This is a genomic window from Chitinophaga sp. RAB17 (genome assembly GCF_052114225.1).
Lineage (GTDB): Bacteria > Bacteroidota > Bacteroidia > Chitinophagales > Chitinophagaceae > Chitinophaga.
In genome coordinates this window covers 201,423-221,132 of record NZ_JBFREI010000008.1, presented here as the reverse complement: position 1 = coordinate 221,132, position 19,710 = coordinate 201,423, and the positions used below count along the sequence as shown (strand labels likewise).

Sequence of the window (19,710 nt, the reverse complement as noted above, 5' to 3'; positions counted from 1 at the left end):
CGCCTTTTAACTGCTAACCCTTAAAAATATCTTGGACTAGTCACCCTTGCTTTCTTGCTATTAAACAGGAAGCCCAGTGAAATTTCATGTGATCCCTGCTGATAACCTTCCATCTTATTAATAGTAATATCGTAGGAATATCCAATGCGCAATTGTTGTGTAGCGTAAAACTCCACGATTACGCTGGCAGCATCCAGCTGTTCCAGGTTATCCTCCAGCGCAGGCTTCTTCCATAATTTCACCCCTGTTCTGTAAGAGCCGCCTACCCAGAGTTTATCCGCAATCAACAGGAATGCATTCAGGTCTACATTAGTAGGACCTTTAAAATCTTCCTTCATTAATATAGATGGCTTCAGTTTCAGATTGTCAGATAAATTCAGCAGATAGCCCGCTGTCAAATACAGGTGCTGCGTTTTACGGATGGTTTTATAATTGTATCCCCCCCAATAGTAGCGGGTATTATCGGTATACAAAGAGAGGAGATCCATCACAGAAACGCCGGCATAAAATTTAGGCGTGTAGTAATAAATGCCGAACCTGGCATCCGGAATAATGGTAGATGTATTTCCCAACGGAATAGCATTATCCAGGTCATCGATATATTTCAATGCAGTACCGTCAATACTATATTGCGTGATGCCTCCCCCGATGCCCAGACACAAACGCTTTGTGCCTTCATCTCCCAAAGGTATACGGTAAGAATAAAATCCATAGGCCGATAAAGACTTCTCAGGCCCCAGGTTATCCATCATTACCTGGGCACCTACGCCTACCCTTTCGTCATGTGCATTGGTGAGTCCATCAATGGAAATACCGGCTGTTTGCGGGGCACCCGGAAAACTCACCCACTGATGCCGGTAAATCGCATTCATATACCAATCCTGTTTGTATCCGGCATAAGCAGGATTTACACTCAAGCCGTTAAATACATACTGGCTAAACTGCAGATTTTGCTGCGCCAGCCCGGGCAGCCACCAAACGCAGCTTACCCATAGTAGGATTATCCTTTTCATAACCAGTTCTCTGTTTAAATGAAAACCTTATCTCAGTAATTCAATCCATCCTTTATAAGACCTTTCGCCTTCCGGTGTATTCAGTTTAAGGATATAATAATAAGTGCCTTCGTTGAGGTCTTTTCCATCCCACTCATTCTGATAATTCTTCGACTGGTACACCTGGTTACCCCAACGGTTATAGATGAATAAAGAAGAATTAGGATACCTGGAGATACCAATAATAATCAGCTTATCATTTTTACCATCCCCATTAGGAGTGATCACATTTGGAATGAGAATATCATCACCGGTTACGGTGACTACCTGACTGGTAGCCCTGTTATTGGACACATCCGGATCCGGCAATGACGAGGAAGCGGTGGCACTGTTCACCACGGCGCCGATATTGGTAACACGGGTGGTGTATTTCAGTGTAGCCGTTTGCGTGAGTTGCAGACTATCCAGTGTCCACACTATTATTTTAGTACCTGGATCATACGTTACTTCACCTGCACTGGCATCAAATCCATTGATGATATCGAGGTTGCTGTTCAGCGTATCTCTTACTACGATGCGGGTGGCTGTAAACGGTCCTGCATTGTTCAGCGTGATCGCAAAGGCAGCCTTACCTCCTACCTGCAGCGGCGTAGTATTCTGTAATTCTTTCTTCACCTGCAGATCTGCTGTTGGAGATGCTTCTACATTTGTAACCACTGATACGCTGGTATTATTTTCCTGATTAGGATCTGTCATGCCAGCTGGTGCAGCAACAATCGCCTGGTTGCGCAGCTGCGCTGTTGTCAGCACCTTACCCCTTATGGTGATGGTGATGCTTGCTCCCGCAGGGAATGTACCTGCTGTAGCGCGTATCACATTGCCCGTATTACTGAGCTGTATGTTGGCGGCACCGCCGGTAGTGGCGCTCACTACGGTATATGCACCTTGTATGCTGGCTGGTAGAATATCTGTAATAACTGCACCATCTCCTGCAGCAGGACCCGCATTATTCGCTACCAACACATAGGTAATTGAATCATTTTCACGGATCGTACGCGGACCTGTTTTGGTAATCGACAGATCCAGCGTTTTAACTGCTGGCACCACTACAGTGATGACCGGCTGAGTAGGAATTGGTGGTGCCGTGCCTTGTTTTAATATGGCAGTATTGGAAACAGATGTAACCGTAGCATCTGCAGGAATTACTCCGGCAACATTTACCTGTATTGTATTGTTGCTGCCGGCATCCAGGTTACCATTCACCGTTACATTATTACCGCTGCCGGTGGCCGCACCAATGATCTGTGAAGTACCATTCGCTACTGCCGTCCAGGTAATATTGCCAACAGCTGCCGGTACCGCATCCGTAATGCTTATACCAGCTGCACCGGAAGGACCGGCGTTAGTAGCAATGATCACATAATGAACCGGATCACCTGCTTTGACCTGAGCGTCACCTGTTTTGGTAATGCTCAATTGCGAACGTGCAGTTACTTGTGTCGTAGCCGTTCCATTCACCGTATGATTATTCGCATCTGTTGCACTTGCCGTATTGGTAATACTACCAATAAAGCCGGGATTGATTTTACCGCTAATCTGTATGTTGATGGCATTGCCTGCACCAGCAGTAATATTACCGGTCAGCGTTACATCGCCATTACCCGTGCTGTTGCCTGTTATGGATGCGGCACCGGTGGTATTGGCCGTCCAGCTTACACCGCTGAGTGTATCAGATACAATATCACTGATCTTTACACCAGTGGCATCAGATGGTCCATCATTCGTTATCGTAATAGTATACTTCAGACTATCACCTGCAATAGCGGTAGCTGCTGCTTGTTTCACAATCCGCAGCGTTGGTTTTTTAGTCACCACGGTGATTACCGGTGTGCTTGGAATAGAATCTCCCGTGGCTGGTTTCAACACCGCAATATTAGATATGGAAGTACTTGTGCCTGACCCTACCACACCCATAATATTTACCACGATGGTATTGCCGGCATCAATATTTCCTTTCACTACTACATTATTTCCACTACCTGCTGCACCACTGGTTACCTGCGAAGTGCCGCTCGCTACTGCCGTCCACGTAACGTTTCCAACCGCCACCGGCACGGCATCTGTAATGCTTACACCTGGCGCACCGGAAGGTCCGGCATTGGAAGCAGTGATCACATAACGAACCGTATCGCCTGCATTCACCTGCGCGGTACCTGTTTTGGTAATACTTAATTGTGAACGTGCGCTTACCTGTGTCGTAGCTGTTCCATTCACCGTATTATTATTCGCATCCGTTGCACTTGCCGTATTCGTAATACTACCAATAAAGCCAGGATTAATTTTACCGCTAATCTGTATGTTGATGGCATTACCTGCACCAGCGGTGATATTACCCGTCAGCGTTACATCGCCGCTACCTGTGCTGTTACCTGTTATGGATGCGGCACCGGTGGTACTGGCCGTCCAGCTTACACCACTGAGTGTATCGGATACAACATCACTAATCTTCACACCAGTGGCATCAGATGGTCCATCATTCGTTACCGTAATAGTGTACTTCAGACTATCGCCTGCAATAGCGGCAGCTGCTGCCTGCTTCACAATCCGCAGCGTTGGTTTCTTCGTTACCACGGTAATCACCGGCGTACTTGGAATTGAATCTCCCGTAGCTGGTTTCAACACCGCAATATTAGATACGGAAGTAGTGACACCAGATCCTACCACACCAGTGATATTTACTATGATGGTATTGCCAACTCCTATATTTCCTTTCACCAACACATTATTGCCACTGCCTGCTGCTCCACTGGTTACCTGCGATGTGCCACTCGCTACTGCGGTCCAGGTAACGCTGCCTACAGTTGCCGGTACCGCATCTGTAATGCTTACACCTGCCGCACCGGAAGGTCCTGCATTGGAAGCGGTGATCACATAACGAACCGTATCACCGGCATTCACCTGCGCGTTACCTGTCTTCACAATACTTAATTGTGAACGTGCGCTTACCTGTGTCGTGGCCGTTCCATTCACCGTATTATTATTGGCATCTGTTGCACTTGCTGTATTCGTGATGCTACCGATAAAATCAGGGTTGATTTTACCGCTAATCTGTATGTTGATGGCATTGCCTGCTCCAGCAGTAATATTACCGGTCAGGGTTACATCACCGCTACCTGTGTTGCTACCAACTATAGATGCGACACCGGTGGTACTGGCCGTCCAGCTTACACCGCTCAGTGTATCAGATACAACATCACTGATCTTCACACCAGTGGCATCAGACGGGCCGTCATTCGTTACGGTAATAGTATACTTCAGACTATCGCCTGCAATAGCGGTAGCTGCTGCTTGCTTCACAATCCGCAGTGTTGGTTTCTTCGTTACCACGGTGATCACCGGCGTACTTGGAATTGAATCTCCCGTAGCTGGTTTCAACACCGCAATATTAGATACGGAAGTAGTGACACCAGATCCTACCACACCAGTGATATTTACTATGATGGTATTGCCAGCTCCTATATTTCCTTTCACCAACACATTATTACCACTGCCTGCTGCTCCACTGGTTACCTGCGAAGTGCCACTCGGTACTGCCGTCCAGGTTACGTTGCCGACAGTTGCCGGTACCGCATCTGTGATACTTACACCTGCTGCACTGGAAGGTCCGGCGTTAGTAGCAGTAATCACATAACGAACCGTATCGCCTGCATTCACCTGCGCACTACCTGTCTTCACAATACTTAATTGTGATTGTGCACTTACCTGCGTTGTAGCCGTTCCATTCACCGTATTATTATTGGCATCTGTTGCACTTGCTGTATTCGTGATGCTACCGATAAAATCAGGGTTGATTTTACCGCTAATCTGTATGTTGATAGCATTGCCTGCTCCAGCAGTAATATTACCGGTCAGCGTTACATCGCCGCTACCTGTGTTGCTACCAACTATAGATGCGACACCGGTGGTATTGGCTGTCCAGCTTACACCGCTCAGTGTATCAGATACAATATCACTGATCTTCACACCAGTGGCATCAGATGGGCCGTCATTCGTTACGGTAATAGTATACTTCAGACTATCGCCTGCAATAGCGGTAGCTGCTGCCTGCTTCACAATCCGCAGCGTTGGTTTCTTCGTTACTACAGTGATCACCGGGGTACTTGGAATAGTATCTCCCGTAGCTGGTTTCAGTACGGCAATATTAGATACAGAAGTAGTGACACCGGATCCTACCACACCCATGATATTTACCACGATGGTATTACCACTGCCAACTCCTATATTTCCTTTCACCAACACATTATTGCCACTACCCGTTGCTCCATTGATTACCTGCGAAGTGCCACCCGCGACTGCCGTCCACGTAACGTTGCCGACAGTTGCCGGTACCGCATCTGTGATACTTACACCTGCTGCACTGGAAGGTCCGGCGTTGGAAGCCGTGATCACATAATGAACGGTATCGCCAGCATTCACCTGCGCATCACCCGTTTTTATAATGCTTAACTGAGAACTGGCAGTTACCTGTGTGGTGGCTGCTGCAGTTACCGTTTTATTATTTGCATCTGTTGCACTCGCCGTATTCGTAATGCTACCGATAAAGTCAGGGTTGATTTTACCGCTAATTTGTATGTTAATGACATTGCCTGCACCAGCGGTGATATTACCCGTCACTGCTACATTACCGACGCCAGTATTGTTACCAGTTACTTGCGCTGCGCCAGTGGTAGTAGCTATCCAGCTTACACCACTCAGGGTATCAGATACGATATCGCGGATCTGAATGCCGGTAGCATCAGATGGCCCATCGTTGGTGATACTGATGGTATACTTCAGGCTATCGCCTGCATTAGCAGTGGCAGCCGCCTGTTTCACGATGCGGATCTGCGCTTTACGGCCAATAGTAGTTATTACCGGCACCGTAGTGATGGTAGTAGTATCTGGTCTTGTCAAAGTAGCTGTATTGCTGATACTGGTGGCGGTAGTGTTGGCAGGAATGCTTCCTTTAATCCGCAACAATATCTTATTCCCTACACCTGCCGGAATGTTGGCTCCTATCGAAATATTGTTACCAGTGCCGGCAGCAGCACCGACGATAGCAGCACTACCATTGGCGATGGCAGTCCAGCTCACACCAGTGACGGTGGCTGGTACTATATCAGTAACGGTAACACCGGCAATATCTGAAGGACCTGCGTTAGTAACCGTTACATCGTAACTAATCGTATCACCTGCATTCACAGCAGCCGGACCTGTTTTAGTAATCGTCAACGCTGACTGCGGTGTTACCCTCGTAGTGGTAATACCGGATGAAGTCCGTTCTCCATTTGAAGTGGTGAATGCCTGGTTATTCAGGATACCACTAAATCCTGGCGCAATGCGGCCAACAACCTGTATGGTAACAATATTACCTGCTCCTGCCGGCAGTACTGCCTGTAATGTTATGTTATTGCCAGTACCGGAGGAAGCACCACTCACCTGTGCAGTGCCTTTAGTAGTGGCACTCCAACTCACACCGGAAAGCGTATCCGATACGATATCGCTGATAGCAACCGCTGTTGCATCAGATGGTCCGCTATTAGATACGTTGATAACATACCGTAAACTATCGCCGGCAATAGCTGTTGGAGGCGCCTGTTTCACAATACTGATGCGGGCTCTGCGACTAATGGTGGTCACCACAGGTACGCTGTTGATGTTACTGCCATCCGGTTGTTTTAATACCGCCTGGTTGCTGATGCTTTCAGCGGTGGTATTAGCAGGTACTTTTCCGTTAATGAGTACCTGTATATTATTGCCTGCGCCACCATCAATATCACCCAGCACGCTGATGTTATTGCCTGTTCCGGCAGTTGCGCTATTGATGACTGCGTTACCATTAGCCACTGCTGTCCAGGTAACATCCGTTACTGTTGCCGACACTACATCGGTGATGCTGATACCGGTGGCATTGGATGGTCCGAGATTAGTGGCCGTTACCAGGTAACTGATCACATCGCCGGCATTCAATGTAGCTGGCCCGGATTTAACAATCGCCATTTGTGCCAGTTGTTTTACCTCCGTGGTTACACTGGCATTGTATGCTTTACCCAGATTATCTGTTGCGGTGGCAATATTGGTAATCACTCCCGTGAAATCAGGATCAGCAATACCGGTCACTATTACATGTATGCCATTGGTATTACCTGCCGGTACATTACCATGGAAACTAATCGTATTACCAATGCCTGTTACTGCTGTACCAGCAGCTAACGTAGCGCTGCCATCCAGACTTATACTCCAGGTTACCTGTTTAATCTGTGCAGGCACGATATCTTTTACGAGTGCATTTACCAGGTCAGATGGGCCAGCATTGGTCAGGTCTATGTTATAGGTAACCGGGCTGCCTGCATTTACCTGTTGCGGGCCTGATTTAGTAATGGACACACCCGGCGTATTAACGATACGGGTATTCACTGAATCCCGCGCCACCACCGTTTCATTAAGCTGCAGGGAAGCCTTGTTCAGAATAGTACCAGTTTGGCCGGTAGCAATAGTACCATTAACCGTAACAACGATACTACCTCCGGCAGGTATATTTCCATTCACAGATACATTGTTGTTATTGCCGGTGGCAGCACCAATGATAGTAGCTCCGTTTGCAACGGCGGTCCAGCTAACCTGCTGCACCCCTGCCGGTACAGCATCACTGATCGTTACATTGCCAGCGTCAGACGGACCCGTATTGGATGCTTCCAGCACATAGGTAATACGTCTGCCCGCGGCCAGTGTATCAGGCCCGGATTTACGCAGCTGTAATCCTGGTTCAGCTACCACATTAGTGACTACCGGAGCAGTAGGTACTTCCGGTAAATTATTTATCGTATATCCACCAACGTTAGTAACCGTTCCGATAAACGAAGGTGCAATGGTACCGGTAATACTTACCAGTACCCGGTTCGCTATACCAGCTGGCACATTGGCAACAAAGGATACGTTACCTGTTCTGCCAACGATATTACCACCATTGATGGCAGCAGCACCAGCAGCGGTTGCAGACCACACCGGATTCTGAAGTTGAGCTGGTAGTATATCTGATACGGTAATGGCGGTCGCATCGGAAGGACCTCCATTAGTCAGTACCATGGTGTAAGTGATTTGTGAACCAGCGACGGCCCTGGACGGACCGGATTTCACCAGACGTATGGCCGTACGATTCGCTACGGTGGTAACCACATCATTAGACGAAGTAGTTGTACCATTCACAGTAGCGCTGGCCACATTTCTTATACTACCTGCAAAGGCAGGGTCAATGATGCCATTGATGACGATGTGTATTACATTGCCACTGCCTGCAGGAATACTACCGGTGATATTAACATTACCTGTTTGCCCCGTAACGTTACCGCCACTGATAGTGGCTGCACCCGCTGCAGTAGCTGACCATACTGCCTGTTGCAGTTGTACAGGTATCACATCTGTCAATACCATATTTACTGCATCAGATGGTCCATCGTTATAAGCATCTATCGTGTAGGTAATGGCTGCTCCGGCAGTAGCACTGTCCGGTGCTGATTTCACCAGGCGAAGACCCGGATTACCGGTAATTTCTGATATAGCCGTTGCCGTTACAGGCTGTCCATCAACCGGGGTTACATTCGCCACATTGGTGAGTGTACCGCTGGATGCTGCATCTACGGTGCCAGTAATCGTTACCACAATGCTATTTGCACTGCCAGCCGGAAGGTTGGCAGTAAATACCACATTACCAGAACGGTTGCTGATATTACCACCTGTGATAGCAGCACTACCGCCTGCTGTAGCGTTCCATGTTGCGTTCTTGATGGCGGCTGGTATCTGATCGGACACAGTGATACCATTGGCAGTAGAAGGACCGCTATTGGTCACTTTCAACACATAGCTGATAGATTGACCAGCAGCTATTTTCGCAGGGCCTGACTTGCTGATCTGCAAGGATGGCTTGTTAACAATATTGGTATTGACAACATTACTGTTAATCGTTTGTCCGTTTACGGTAGCCACCGCACTATTTGCAATAGTGCCATTGGCAGCCGGGTCAGTAGTACCAGTGATAATTACCGTCAACACACTATCCACCGGAATATCGCGGGAAACTGATACGTTACCGGTACCGGAATTAGTCGTTCCGTTTCCGGTGGCAATCCATGATGGCAACAGCACTGCTGCTGGTATAACATCCTCCAGTTTAACGCCTGTGGCGTTAGAAGGTCCGTTGTTACGGAGTTCCAGGCGATACGTAATCGCTGAACCTGCAATAATTTCTGCAGGGCCGGATTTCACCAGCACCAGTCCGGGCTGACTTGTTACCACTGTATTTACTGTAACAGTAGCAGGCACCGGATTAGTCACTCCCGGAGGAGGTGTAGCCGTAGCAGTGTTAGTAAGTGTGCCTGTGAAATCAACAGCTACAATACCATTAATAGTAAGCGTAACCGTGTCTGTATTAGCAGGTAAATCTGTCGTCAGGTGAATACTGGTAGCGGAGCCATTGTTAGGCGAAACCGTAGCGCCACTGGTAGTGGTAGCGGTCCAGTTCAGGTTCGTAATAGCTGCTGGCACTACATCATTGATATCGGCGCCTGTTACACCGGCAGGGCCAGCGTTATACACTTTCACCACATAAGTAATCGGCTGTCCGGCAGCCATAGCTGACGGCGCTGTTTTACTGATACGAAGGTTCGCCGTTTTATTAACCGTTGTCACCACCTGACTGCTTTTGATGCTGCCGAAAGTGGCGGTGGCGGTATTGGTGATCGTACCACCGGAAGTAGTGCCTACAATTCCCTTAATATTTATCTCTATACTTCCTGTTTGATTTGCTCCCAGTAATCCAGTGAGATTAATATTATTTCCTGTGCCCGAAGGCGCTGAAACGTTAGCGGTACCGGTGGCTACCGCGGTCCAGGTTACCGCGGATACCGCAGCAGGAACAATATCTGCAATTGCCACACCATTGGCATCAGATAATCCGGTATTGATCACAAGGATATTATAGTTGATGGTATCACCTATGTTAACAGCAGCAGGTCCGGATTTGGAGAGCTGCAGCCCTATATCTGAAACAAGGGCAGTATTAATTGTACTGGAATTGTTAGCAGGAATAGTTTCTGTTACATCTGCCGGCGGAGCTACCGTAGCCGTATTAGTGAGCGTACCTATTGCCTCACTGGCCACCTTTCCTTTGATAGTTATAATCACTTCATTACCGGCCCCCGCAGCAATATCTGCATTCACCGTTACCAGTTTATCAACAATTACGGGCGTTTGTGCAGTAGCATTACCCTGTGTACTGGTTGTCACATCCGTGATGGTGGCAAAGTTCGGCACATTGTCGGTAATCACGGCATTGGCCACATCTGAAATGCCACGGTTAGTTACTACCAGCTGCCAGGTAATATCCTGCCCCGCTGCTCTGTTAGCAGGACCGGATTTCACAATCACCAGGTCTGCCGCTCTCGTAATATTAGTGATAACAGTAGCTGTGGCAGGCGTGCTATCCGCTACTGCGGCAGGAGGTGTAGCAATAGCTGTATTGGCGATATCACCGGCTACTGCGCCCGGATTTACCCTGGCATTGATCACGATACTAATGATGCCGGTGTTAGCTGGTATATCAGCAGTTAAATCCACATTGCCAGTACCTGATGCGGCAGAAACGGCAGCACCAGTGCCGGTAGCCGTAGCTGTCCATGTAGCATCAATGATACCCGGAGGAATCATATCTGCTATATGCACCAATTTTACGTTAGAAGGACCACGATTGGTAACCGTAATATTATAAGTAACAGGTTCTCCGGCCACAGCATTGGCAGGGCCGCTCTTCACCAGTTGCAGATCTGCTTTACGTGTAACCGTAGACGTTACTACGGAGGAAACGCCCGGCAGTCCCGGAGGTGTAGCACTTGCCACGTTAGCCAACACAATAGCTGTATAGTCAGGACTCAGTGTACCCGTTAAAGTGATGACAATACTATTGGCAGGAGTAGCAGGTATGTTACCGGTGATGTTAATATCACCCGTACCACTGGTACTGCTTACACTGGTCCCCGGGCCGTTTGTAACAACTGTCCACGCAGGATTCTGCAATGCAGGATCTACCACATCTGCAATCACGGCATTCACCGCGTCAGATGGACCATTATTAGTAATAGTGAGTGTGTAGGTCACATGATCACCTGCGCTGATGGCGCCTGGTCCAATCTTCACAATCTGCAATCCAGGCGTGCTGGTGATGGTTGTTATAGCAGTATCCTGTTTATCAGGCATACCAGGAATAGTGGCCACCACCCTGTTTACCAAAGGAGCACCGGTGTAGGAAGAGGATACTTTACCTGTCACCAACACCTGGATAGTATTGCCTGCGCCAGCTGGTACATTGCCGGTAACAGCAATGACATTACCACTTCCTGTACCACCTGCCGTCACCTGGCCGGTGCCGTTATTAACAGTTGTCCAGCTTACATTGGTAACAGCTGCCGGTACGGTATCTTTTATGATGACGCCTGTAGCATCTGAAGGACCGTTATTACTTGCGGTGATGATCCACGAAATATCACCTCCTGCAGGGCTTTGTGTTGGCCCTGATTTGGAGATGCTGACCGCCGGAGAACTGATCACATGTGTAACCGCTTCATTGGAAGTAAATACCGGTTGTCCCGCAACAGTAGCGGTAGCAGTATTATTGATATCTCCTGCAAAGGCAGGATCAATCGTACCGGTTATAGTGAGCAACACAAAATTATTGTTACCTGCGGGAATATCTGCGGTGAAGCTGATGTTATTGCCGCTGCCGGAACCACCTACCACTGTAGTGTTACCACCATTGGTAACAGACCAGGCTACGTTTTTCACATTGGCAGGCACCACATCTGCGATCGTTATCTGTGATGCATCAGATGGTCCGTTATTGGTAATGTTTACGGTATATGTAATCGCACTACCGGCGGCCAATGTATCTGGTGCACTCTTCACCAATTGCAAAGCAGGTAAATTATTAACCGTTGTAATCACGGTTTCACTCTTCACCGTATCTCTTCCTTTTTGATAAGTGGCAGCGATGTTATTGAGTGTACCTGTAAAGTCCGGCGCTACTGTTCCGGTAACCGTAACTGTAATCTGGTTGCCAGTACCGGCAGCCAGATCACCGGTGAGCAATATGTTGTTACCGGTACCGGTATTGCCGGCTGTTATAGTAGCATTACCACTCACTGCAGATGTCCAGCTGACACCTGTAATTTGTGATGGTATTACATCCTGGATAAATATTTCTTTCGCATCAGACAATCCCAGATTACGGGCGACCAATGTATAGGTAATCTGTTCACCTGCATTCACCGTAGCCGGGCCGGTTTTACTAATATTAAGCCCCGGTTCATTGCGGATATTTGTTTGCTGAGAAGCAGATACTGGCGTGCTACCTGTCACCGCAGCAGTAGCAGTATTCACAATGGTACCTGCGGCGGATGGATCAAGTGTGCCGTTGATGGTAATTTTTATTTTACCACTGTCTGCTGGTATATTGGCGATAACAGCCACATTATTGTTGGTACCGGTAGCTGGTCCGCTGATGACGGCGCCGCCGGAAGCCACTGCTGTCCAGTTGGTAAGCTGTACTTCCGTTGGTACCACATCTGCTATGTTAACAGCGGTGGCGTTGGAAGGACCATTGTTAGTGATTTCCAATGTATACACTACATTCTCTCCACCTACGGCATTTTGCGGACCAGCTTTACTGATTTGTAAAGACGGCGTATTCACCACCCTGGTAGTCACCGTATCAGAATGAACGGTTGGAACGTCAGCACCAGTGGCGGTGGCAAAATTGCTTAGTTCACCCGTTGCTCCCGGTGCTACTTTGCCCACAATCGTAATGGCAATATAATTGCCTGCACCTGCTGGTATCGTTGCGCCAACGGTTACTGTATTACCACTGCCGTTGTCGCCGGAACTAATACTTGCGCTACCACCAGGAGTAGCATTCCATACTACACCCGTCAGCGTATTATCTATAATATCAGAGATGGTGATATTCTGTGCATCAGACAATCCGGTGTTTGTGACCAGTAACCTGTAAGTGATCAGCTTACCTGCTACAATCGTATCAGGTGCATTCTTGATAATAATCACCTTAGGATCACTGGTAACAGTTGTTACCACACGTTCAGAAGCAATCGGAGGATTGCTGCCGTTACTGATAAATGCCTGGTTGGTAATTTGTCCTTTGAATGTTGGATTAATAATTCCGCTTAAGAACACCACTGCATGATTGGTATCTCCTACCGGGAAATTACCGGTCAACTGCAGTATGCCGTTAGTAATGGCAGATGATGCCACTGTAGTTCTTCCATAGGTATTTACCCTCACCTGTGGATCCAGTAACACTCCCGGTACGGTATCCAGCAACTGAATATTAAAGGCATCTGATGGACCAGTATTACTTATGTTCAGCGTATATATAATCCTCTGACCTGCACTTGCTGTTACAGGACCAGATTTGGAAAGCACCAGTCCGGGATTGTTGTTAATAGTGGTAACAATATCGTTGGAAGGTAATGGAGGATCGTTATTCACCTGCACTTTTGCAGTGTTGGTAATGGTTCCCCCGGCATCCGTTTGTAAGGTACCTGTGATGTGGATGATAACGCTATTATTCGGGCCGGCAGGTATATTAACCGTTTCCAGTACATTGTTGGTATTACCGGTAGCACCGTTCACCACAGTTGCTGTACCGGTAGTGGCAGTGGTCCAGCTGACACCGGTAATGTTAAGCGGTACTACATCTGTAATCACCGCATTCACTGCATCAGAAGGGCCACTGTTGGTAACGGTAATGGTATAATCTATCCCGGTACCTGCATCTGCAGCCAATGGACCTGTTTTCACAATTCGTAAGCCAGGCTTACTTACCACCCTTATTTCATTATTACCTGTAACGGTGGAACCACCTGGAACACTAGCCGTGGCGCTGTTTAGAATAGAATCTTTTGCGGCGGCATCCACAATACCGGTTACGGTCACAATGATCACATTACTGGTGCCTGAAGGAATATCCGCAGTGGTATTGATATTACTGCCACTGCCGGATACAGCGCCAGTTACAGTTGCCCCGCCGCTACCTGCCGCTTGCCATTGCGGGTTCAGAATAGCTGCTGGTATAGCATCTGCAATTACAACGCCTACTGCATCTGAAGGACCACTGTTGGTAACACTGATCTTGTATTGAATAGCCTCTCCTGCATTCACGCTGCCTGCAGGGATGCTTTCCTTCGTAATATTCAGACCTGTTTTATTCTCAACAGTGGTAATAATTTTATTGGAAGATATCGGTGGTTGTCCAGGTATTGTAACGGTAGCGGTGTTATTGAAACTGCCTGTGGCTGCAGTGTTAACGGTACCGGTAATGGCTACATCCAGCTTATTGCCGCTGCCGGCCGGTAGATTAGCGGTAAAGACAACGTTACCACTTCCACTGCTTACATTGGCACTCGCGGTACCTGATCCGGTCACTGTCCACGTAGCATTTTGAATAGCTGCAGGAAGCTGATCATTCACAAGAGCTCCCACAAGGTCCGATGGTCCGGTATTCACCACTTGCAGGTGATAGGTAATCGGCGTACCGGCCACTTCACTTACAGGGCCATCCTTTGTAATGGTTACATTATACCGCGGCGCTGCGGTATCTGTATCGGTGGCGCTGTTTCCAGCAGGATTTACATTCACATATCCTGCCGGAACGATAGCAGTAGCCGTATTTACAAGCGGGCCGGTGAAATTAGGTGGCACTACTAACGTCAACGTATACACGACGCCTATGCCTGACGGTAAATCCCACTTTTGATCAATAGGACCAGTACCCTGTCCACCTGGTTGTGAACCGGCAGTAAATGCGTAAGTCCAGCTGGCCGTAGTAATCCCTGCCGGTAAAGGATCTGTAACATTCAATTGCAGTACATCGGAAGAACCATGATTGGTGTATGCTATATTATAAATCACCGATGTACCCGGTGTATATAGTGTGGTTAAATCTGTTTTTGTTACCACTACTTCTACCTTGTGTACAACAGGCGTAATAATAGTCGTATCAGCAGGAGTAGGATCAGTAGTACCGGTTGGTGGCGTAGCAATCACCCTGTTGGACAAACTGTTGCCGGTAAATCCTGCGGCTACATGTCCTGCAATGGTCAGCGACACAGATTGTCCTGGCGCTAATGAAACACCACTCCACTGACTGGATGCCGGTATATAGCTGCCGGCTGAAGGGGTATAGCCTTCTGCTACAAAGCCAGCTGGTAAGCTATCTGTAACAGTAAATGCTTCTGTAGATAATAACGTAGATGGACCATTGTTGGTTACTGTGATGGTATAAGTTAATGCTTCTCCGGCACCTGCGCTGGCAGGGGCAGCTGTTTTTGTCACCTTAAGATCCAATACAGCCGCTGTTACCTGTATGGTGGCAGTAGCCTGCGAACAAGCGCCCTTATCATCACAGGCACGGTAAACATAACTATCTGTACCAGTAAATCCGGCATTCGGCGTGTAAATGAAAGTGCCGTCTGCATTTAGTTGCAGGATGCCATTGGCAGGACCTGTTACCAATGCGGCTGTCAGTGTAGCATTTTCAGGATCACTGTCATTGGTCAATACATTTCCCTGTACAGGCACATCACGAATCGTGGTGTATTGATCATCCACCGCCACCGGAGGTCTGTTAGGTACTGCACCTCTTACCGTAGAACTATTATTACCAGTATTAGGATCAGGCGTTCCTGCAGGAACAGGCACAATAGCCTGATTCACCAGTGAATCACCACCAATAGATGCAGGGTCCACCGTTCCTGTTACCGTAATAACAATTTTGTTGCCGGCAGCAAAAGGCATATTACCGGTAGCTGTAACAGTAGCGCCGCTGCCACTGGTAGGACTAACGCTAACGCCTACACCGGTTACTGAGGATGTCCAGCTGGCATTGATCATTTTGGCCGGCAGCGCGTCCTGTATGGAAAATCCGTTTACATCAGAAGGACCGAAATTCTCTACCGTAATAGTATAGCTTACCGGGCCACCGGATGTATAGGTATTGCCTGCATCAGACTTAATTACGCTGAGATCCGCCTGTTTTACATAGTTCAGCACAACTGTATCTACAGAAGGTGGGCAGTTGCCATTGCTTATAGACCAGGTAAGTACGGCATTGGTATTGGGTTGCAGTGTAATGTTAGTATTGGGATTAGCCGGATCTGTAATACTGGCGGTTCCGCTTACCAATGCCCAGGCACCTGTTCCTACAGTGGCTGCATTGGCGCCCATTGTAAATACGCCGCTGTTATTTTTTGTTTGGTCAGGACCTGCATTAGCGATAGTAGGCAATGCATTTACCACTACCAGTACGGTATCTGCTGTAGTAGCACAACTACCACTGCTAATGGCCCATCTGAACTGGTAGCTACCTGGCTGCAGCCCCTGCACCTGTGTAGTACCCAGGTTTGGATTGACAAAAGTAGCGGTTACTGCACCGCTGATTTGTGTCCAGGTACCTACACCGCTGGCAGGTATATTGCCTCCCAGCGTTGTGCTGTTTACGTTACATAAGGTTTGATCCAAACCTGCGTTAGCCGTGGAAGGTAATGGAGCTATCGTGATCAATACTGTATCAACCGAAGGCGGACATACGCCATTACGGATGGTCCATACAAAAGTAAAGGTGCCGCTGCTGAGTCCACTGATGCCGGTATTAGACAACGTCGTATCTGCTATCACTGCAGTGGCCGGACCGCTGACCTGCCGCCAGCCACCACTACCGGCTATCGGGGTATTTCCAGATAACGTAGTGGCGTTTACGTTACAAAGGTTCTGATCAGCACCCGCATTAGCGGAAGTAGGTGTAGCGCTGATCAGCACCCTGAGGGTATCACTGATCATATCCGCACAGCCGGAGCTGGTGCTGCTGACGATACGCCGGAAGTAGGTGGTTTGTGACACTACCGGTGCATCATAAGTGACCAGTGTAGCGCCGGCGATATCATTAAAAGTAGTATTGTTAAGAGATGATTGCCAGCGATAGGTATAAATGCCGGAACCTCCTGTTGCTGGTGTTGTTTGTGTAAACGCTGCCGGATCTCCACTGCTGCAGAATGTTTGGTTTCCTGCTATTACGCCCGGCTGTAGTAGTGGGTTCACCGTAATCATGATAGCTGCACTGGTATCAGTGCAACTACCGGAATTAACGATTCTTCTGAACCAGATAGTTTGCGGAGATATTGCAGGTGTATAGTCTTTACCGTTAGTAGTACCAGCTGCAGTAGCAAACCCGGTAGTAGCACTGGTAATACTGGATTGCCATAGATACACGGGACTACCGGTAATAGCATTTCCTGTAAGCGCTGCCGGCGTACTGCCTATACAAATAGACTGCGGTGCATTGATCACATTACTGCCGATGGCGGTAGAAACAGGAATGCTGCTGGTCTTAATATTATTACACCCGGTACCGGAAGGGGCACCATTACATTCCACATCAGGATCTGTAGGGTTGCCACTGGCAACACTGGTAGCGTCAGGATCTGTTACATCCTTAGGACGTAATACACTGGATTTAGTAATGAGGTTGCCGCCTACAGGTACATCTGTTAGTGTACCGGTGATCGTATAATTAATCACGGCGCCGTTAGGCAAGTTAAGTACTGCCGTGTATGCATTACCGGTAACTCCTCCTGATACAATCACACCATTACCTGTAATAACGGAACTAACCGTAACGTTGGTGAGCTGCGACGGGAAGGAGAAGCTGTAACCCGCGCCATTAGCGGAGTCCGGCCCATTGTTCCGGACGCTGGTGGTATAGCTGATTTGCTTGCCTGCACAGATAGCAGTAAGTGCCGGAATATTATTGATTACTTCCAGATCGGCCTGGTATTGTTTCACCGTTACACTGGAAGTAATTGGCAGGCTGAAAATATAGGCCCAGGTATCCAGTAAACTATTATCGCCATAGCTATTCGTATATTTGTGACCGTTAGTAGTACTATTAATGCCCGGACTTGCAGATGCATCGACAGGAACAGATGCGCCTGTACCACTGCCCAGCAATTGATCATTCCAGTATACGGTCGGATCTGGTGCATTGGATCCATTGGTACGGGTAATAACAATACCATTCACATTATTCTCCACATCCATGTAAGGAAAATGTACTTCTCCTGAAAATAGGATCACAGTAACATTGATGGTGGTACCATTGGCCACATCCACACCGAGTCCATTCTTACCATCCCATAAAATAGCATTGTCGCCTGTAACAGATGATCCGGTAATAATACGATCCACAGGATCAGTAGTGTTACCATTATTATTTACATCTATGAGGATTTTAAAATTCCCGTTCTGGTTAGCGGTAAAGTGAACGTATCCCCCGCCCAGTGGCGGTGTTCCGGAACGACCAGGTGTACCTTCCCTACCTGTAAAAAAAACCTGGCTAACTACTGGATTGACAGGAGTACTAATTAACCAGGTATTGGAGGCGGCTCCACCCACCCATACGGGTGCGCTCGCCGGCAAAGCACTACTAGGTGGGTTATAAAATAGCTTCTGGGTGATGTTGGTAGCATCATCCGGCAAAGTGGGATTATGAAAAGAATAGGCGCCACTGCTGGAAACAACGGAGTTGAGGTCAACACTTTTATATACCGGTACACCAGTGGCTTTATCACGGGTACCTTTATTATTTACAAAAAAAGCAAAGAGGAAAGGTTGTATGCCATTGCTGGAGGCAGTGTAAGTAAAGCCATCTTTGGTGAGTACATTAAACTTGCCGTAAAAAGCTGAAGCGGCGGTACCTGCATTACCCGTAAAAATATTCAGGAAGGTGCGTCCTGATTGCGCGGTCCCTGCACTGGCAACTGTAATATCCCAGGCCACTATCAGCGCCAGGGTGCTCACCGCAGTTTGATTGGCAATTGTCCAGGCGGCATTGGCGGCCGGGGGACTAAAGCCACTACCTAAAGAGGTGGATCCGGTATTTGGAGGATCAAACTCTATTGTCCATATGCCTTCTTCACTGGCCAGTACTGTTCTGTTATATGCAGTGTAACCGCCAACTGTTAGTGCAGCAGGACCTGCCAGTTCTTCTGCGCGGTTATTGATACGTCCTGTAGTGATGGAGGCACCGGTGTTATAGGCGTTCCCGTTAGGGGCTATTAACCTGGTGGTGCCGGTGCCTATGCCTTGCGCACTTGACCCTACATAAATCACTTCTCCCGCCTTCGCATATACGAACATTCTGCCGGGATTGTAGATGTTCCCGATGAGTGCACTGGTAGCAGTAGAGGAACTGGTCATGTAGGCACGGTTACCCAATGCACCGGATGGATACATGTCTTTACTACCTTCTGCCAAACAGCAAATAACGGGGAACAGGAACAACAATACAATTGAACAAAGGGTCAGGAGTCTTTTCATACAAGCGTTTTGCATCTCAAGCAACTGCTGAACAGACACGTACCATTAGCACACTACTTTCCCGGGGTTCAGGCAAGTGTATTTGATTTTCTGAAATAAATTAAAAAGAAGTAATAGTTTAAATACCAATCTTCACAAGACGAACTACGGATACGGATTACGGATACAATTTTGGCGATATTACTCTTAAGAAAGGAGGTTATGAAAGTACTCTGGGTTGCACGATTATGAGCTAAGACAGGAA

Annotated in this window: 2 protein-coding genes; both read right to left on the bottom strand. The window is 48.0% G+C overall.

From position 1 onward, the window contains the following. Nucleotides 1–20: 20 nt before the first annotated feature. A complete protein-coding gene (locus AB4Z08_RS24800) occupies nucleotides 21–1,013 on the bottom strand; it encodes a PorP/SprF family type IX secretion system membrane protein (RefSeq protein WP_441576477.1) in 993 nt (330 codons plus the stop codon). 27 nt (nucleotides 1,014–1,040) lie between these two features. Further along, complete coding sequence (locus AB4Z08_RS24795) at nucleotides 1,041–19,466, bottom strand: gliding motility-associated C-terminal domain-containing protein (RefSeq protein WP_441576476.1); 18,426 nt, start codon at nucleotides 19,464–19,466, stop codon at nucleotides 1,041–1,043. Nucleotides 19,467–19,710: the final 244 nt, after the last annotated feature.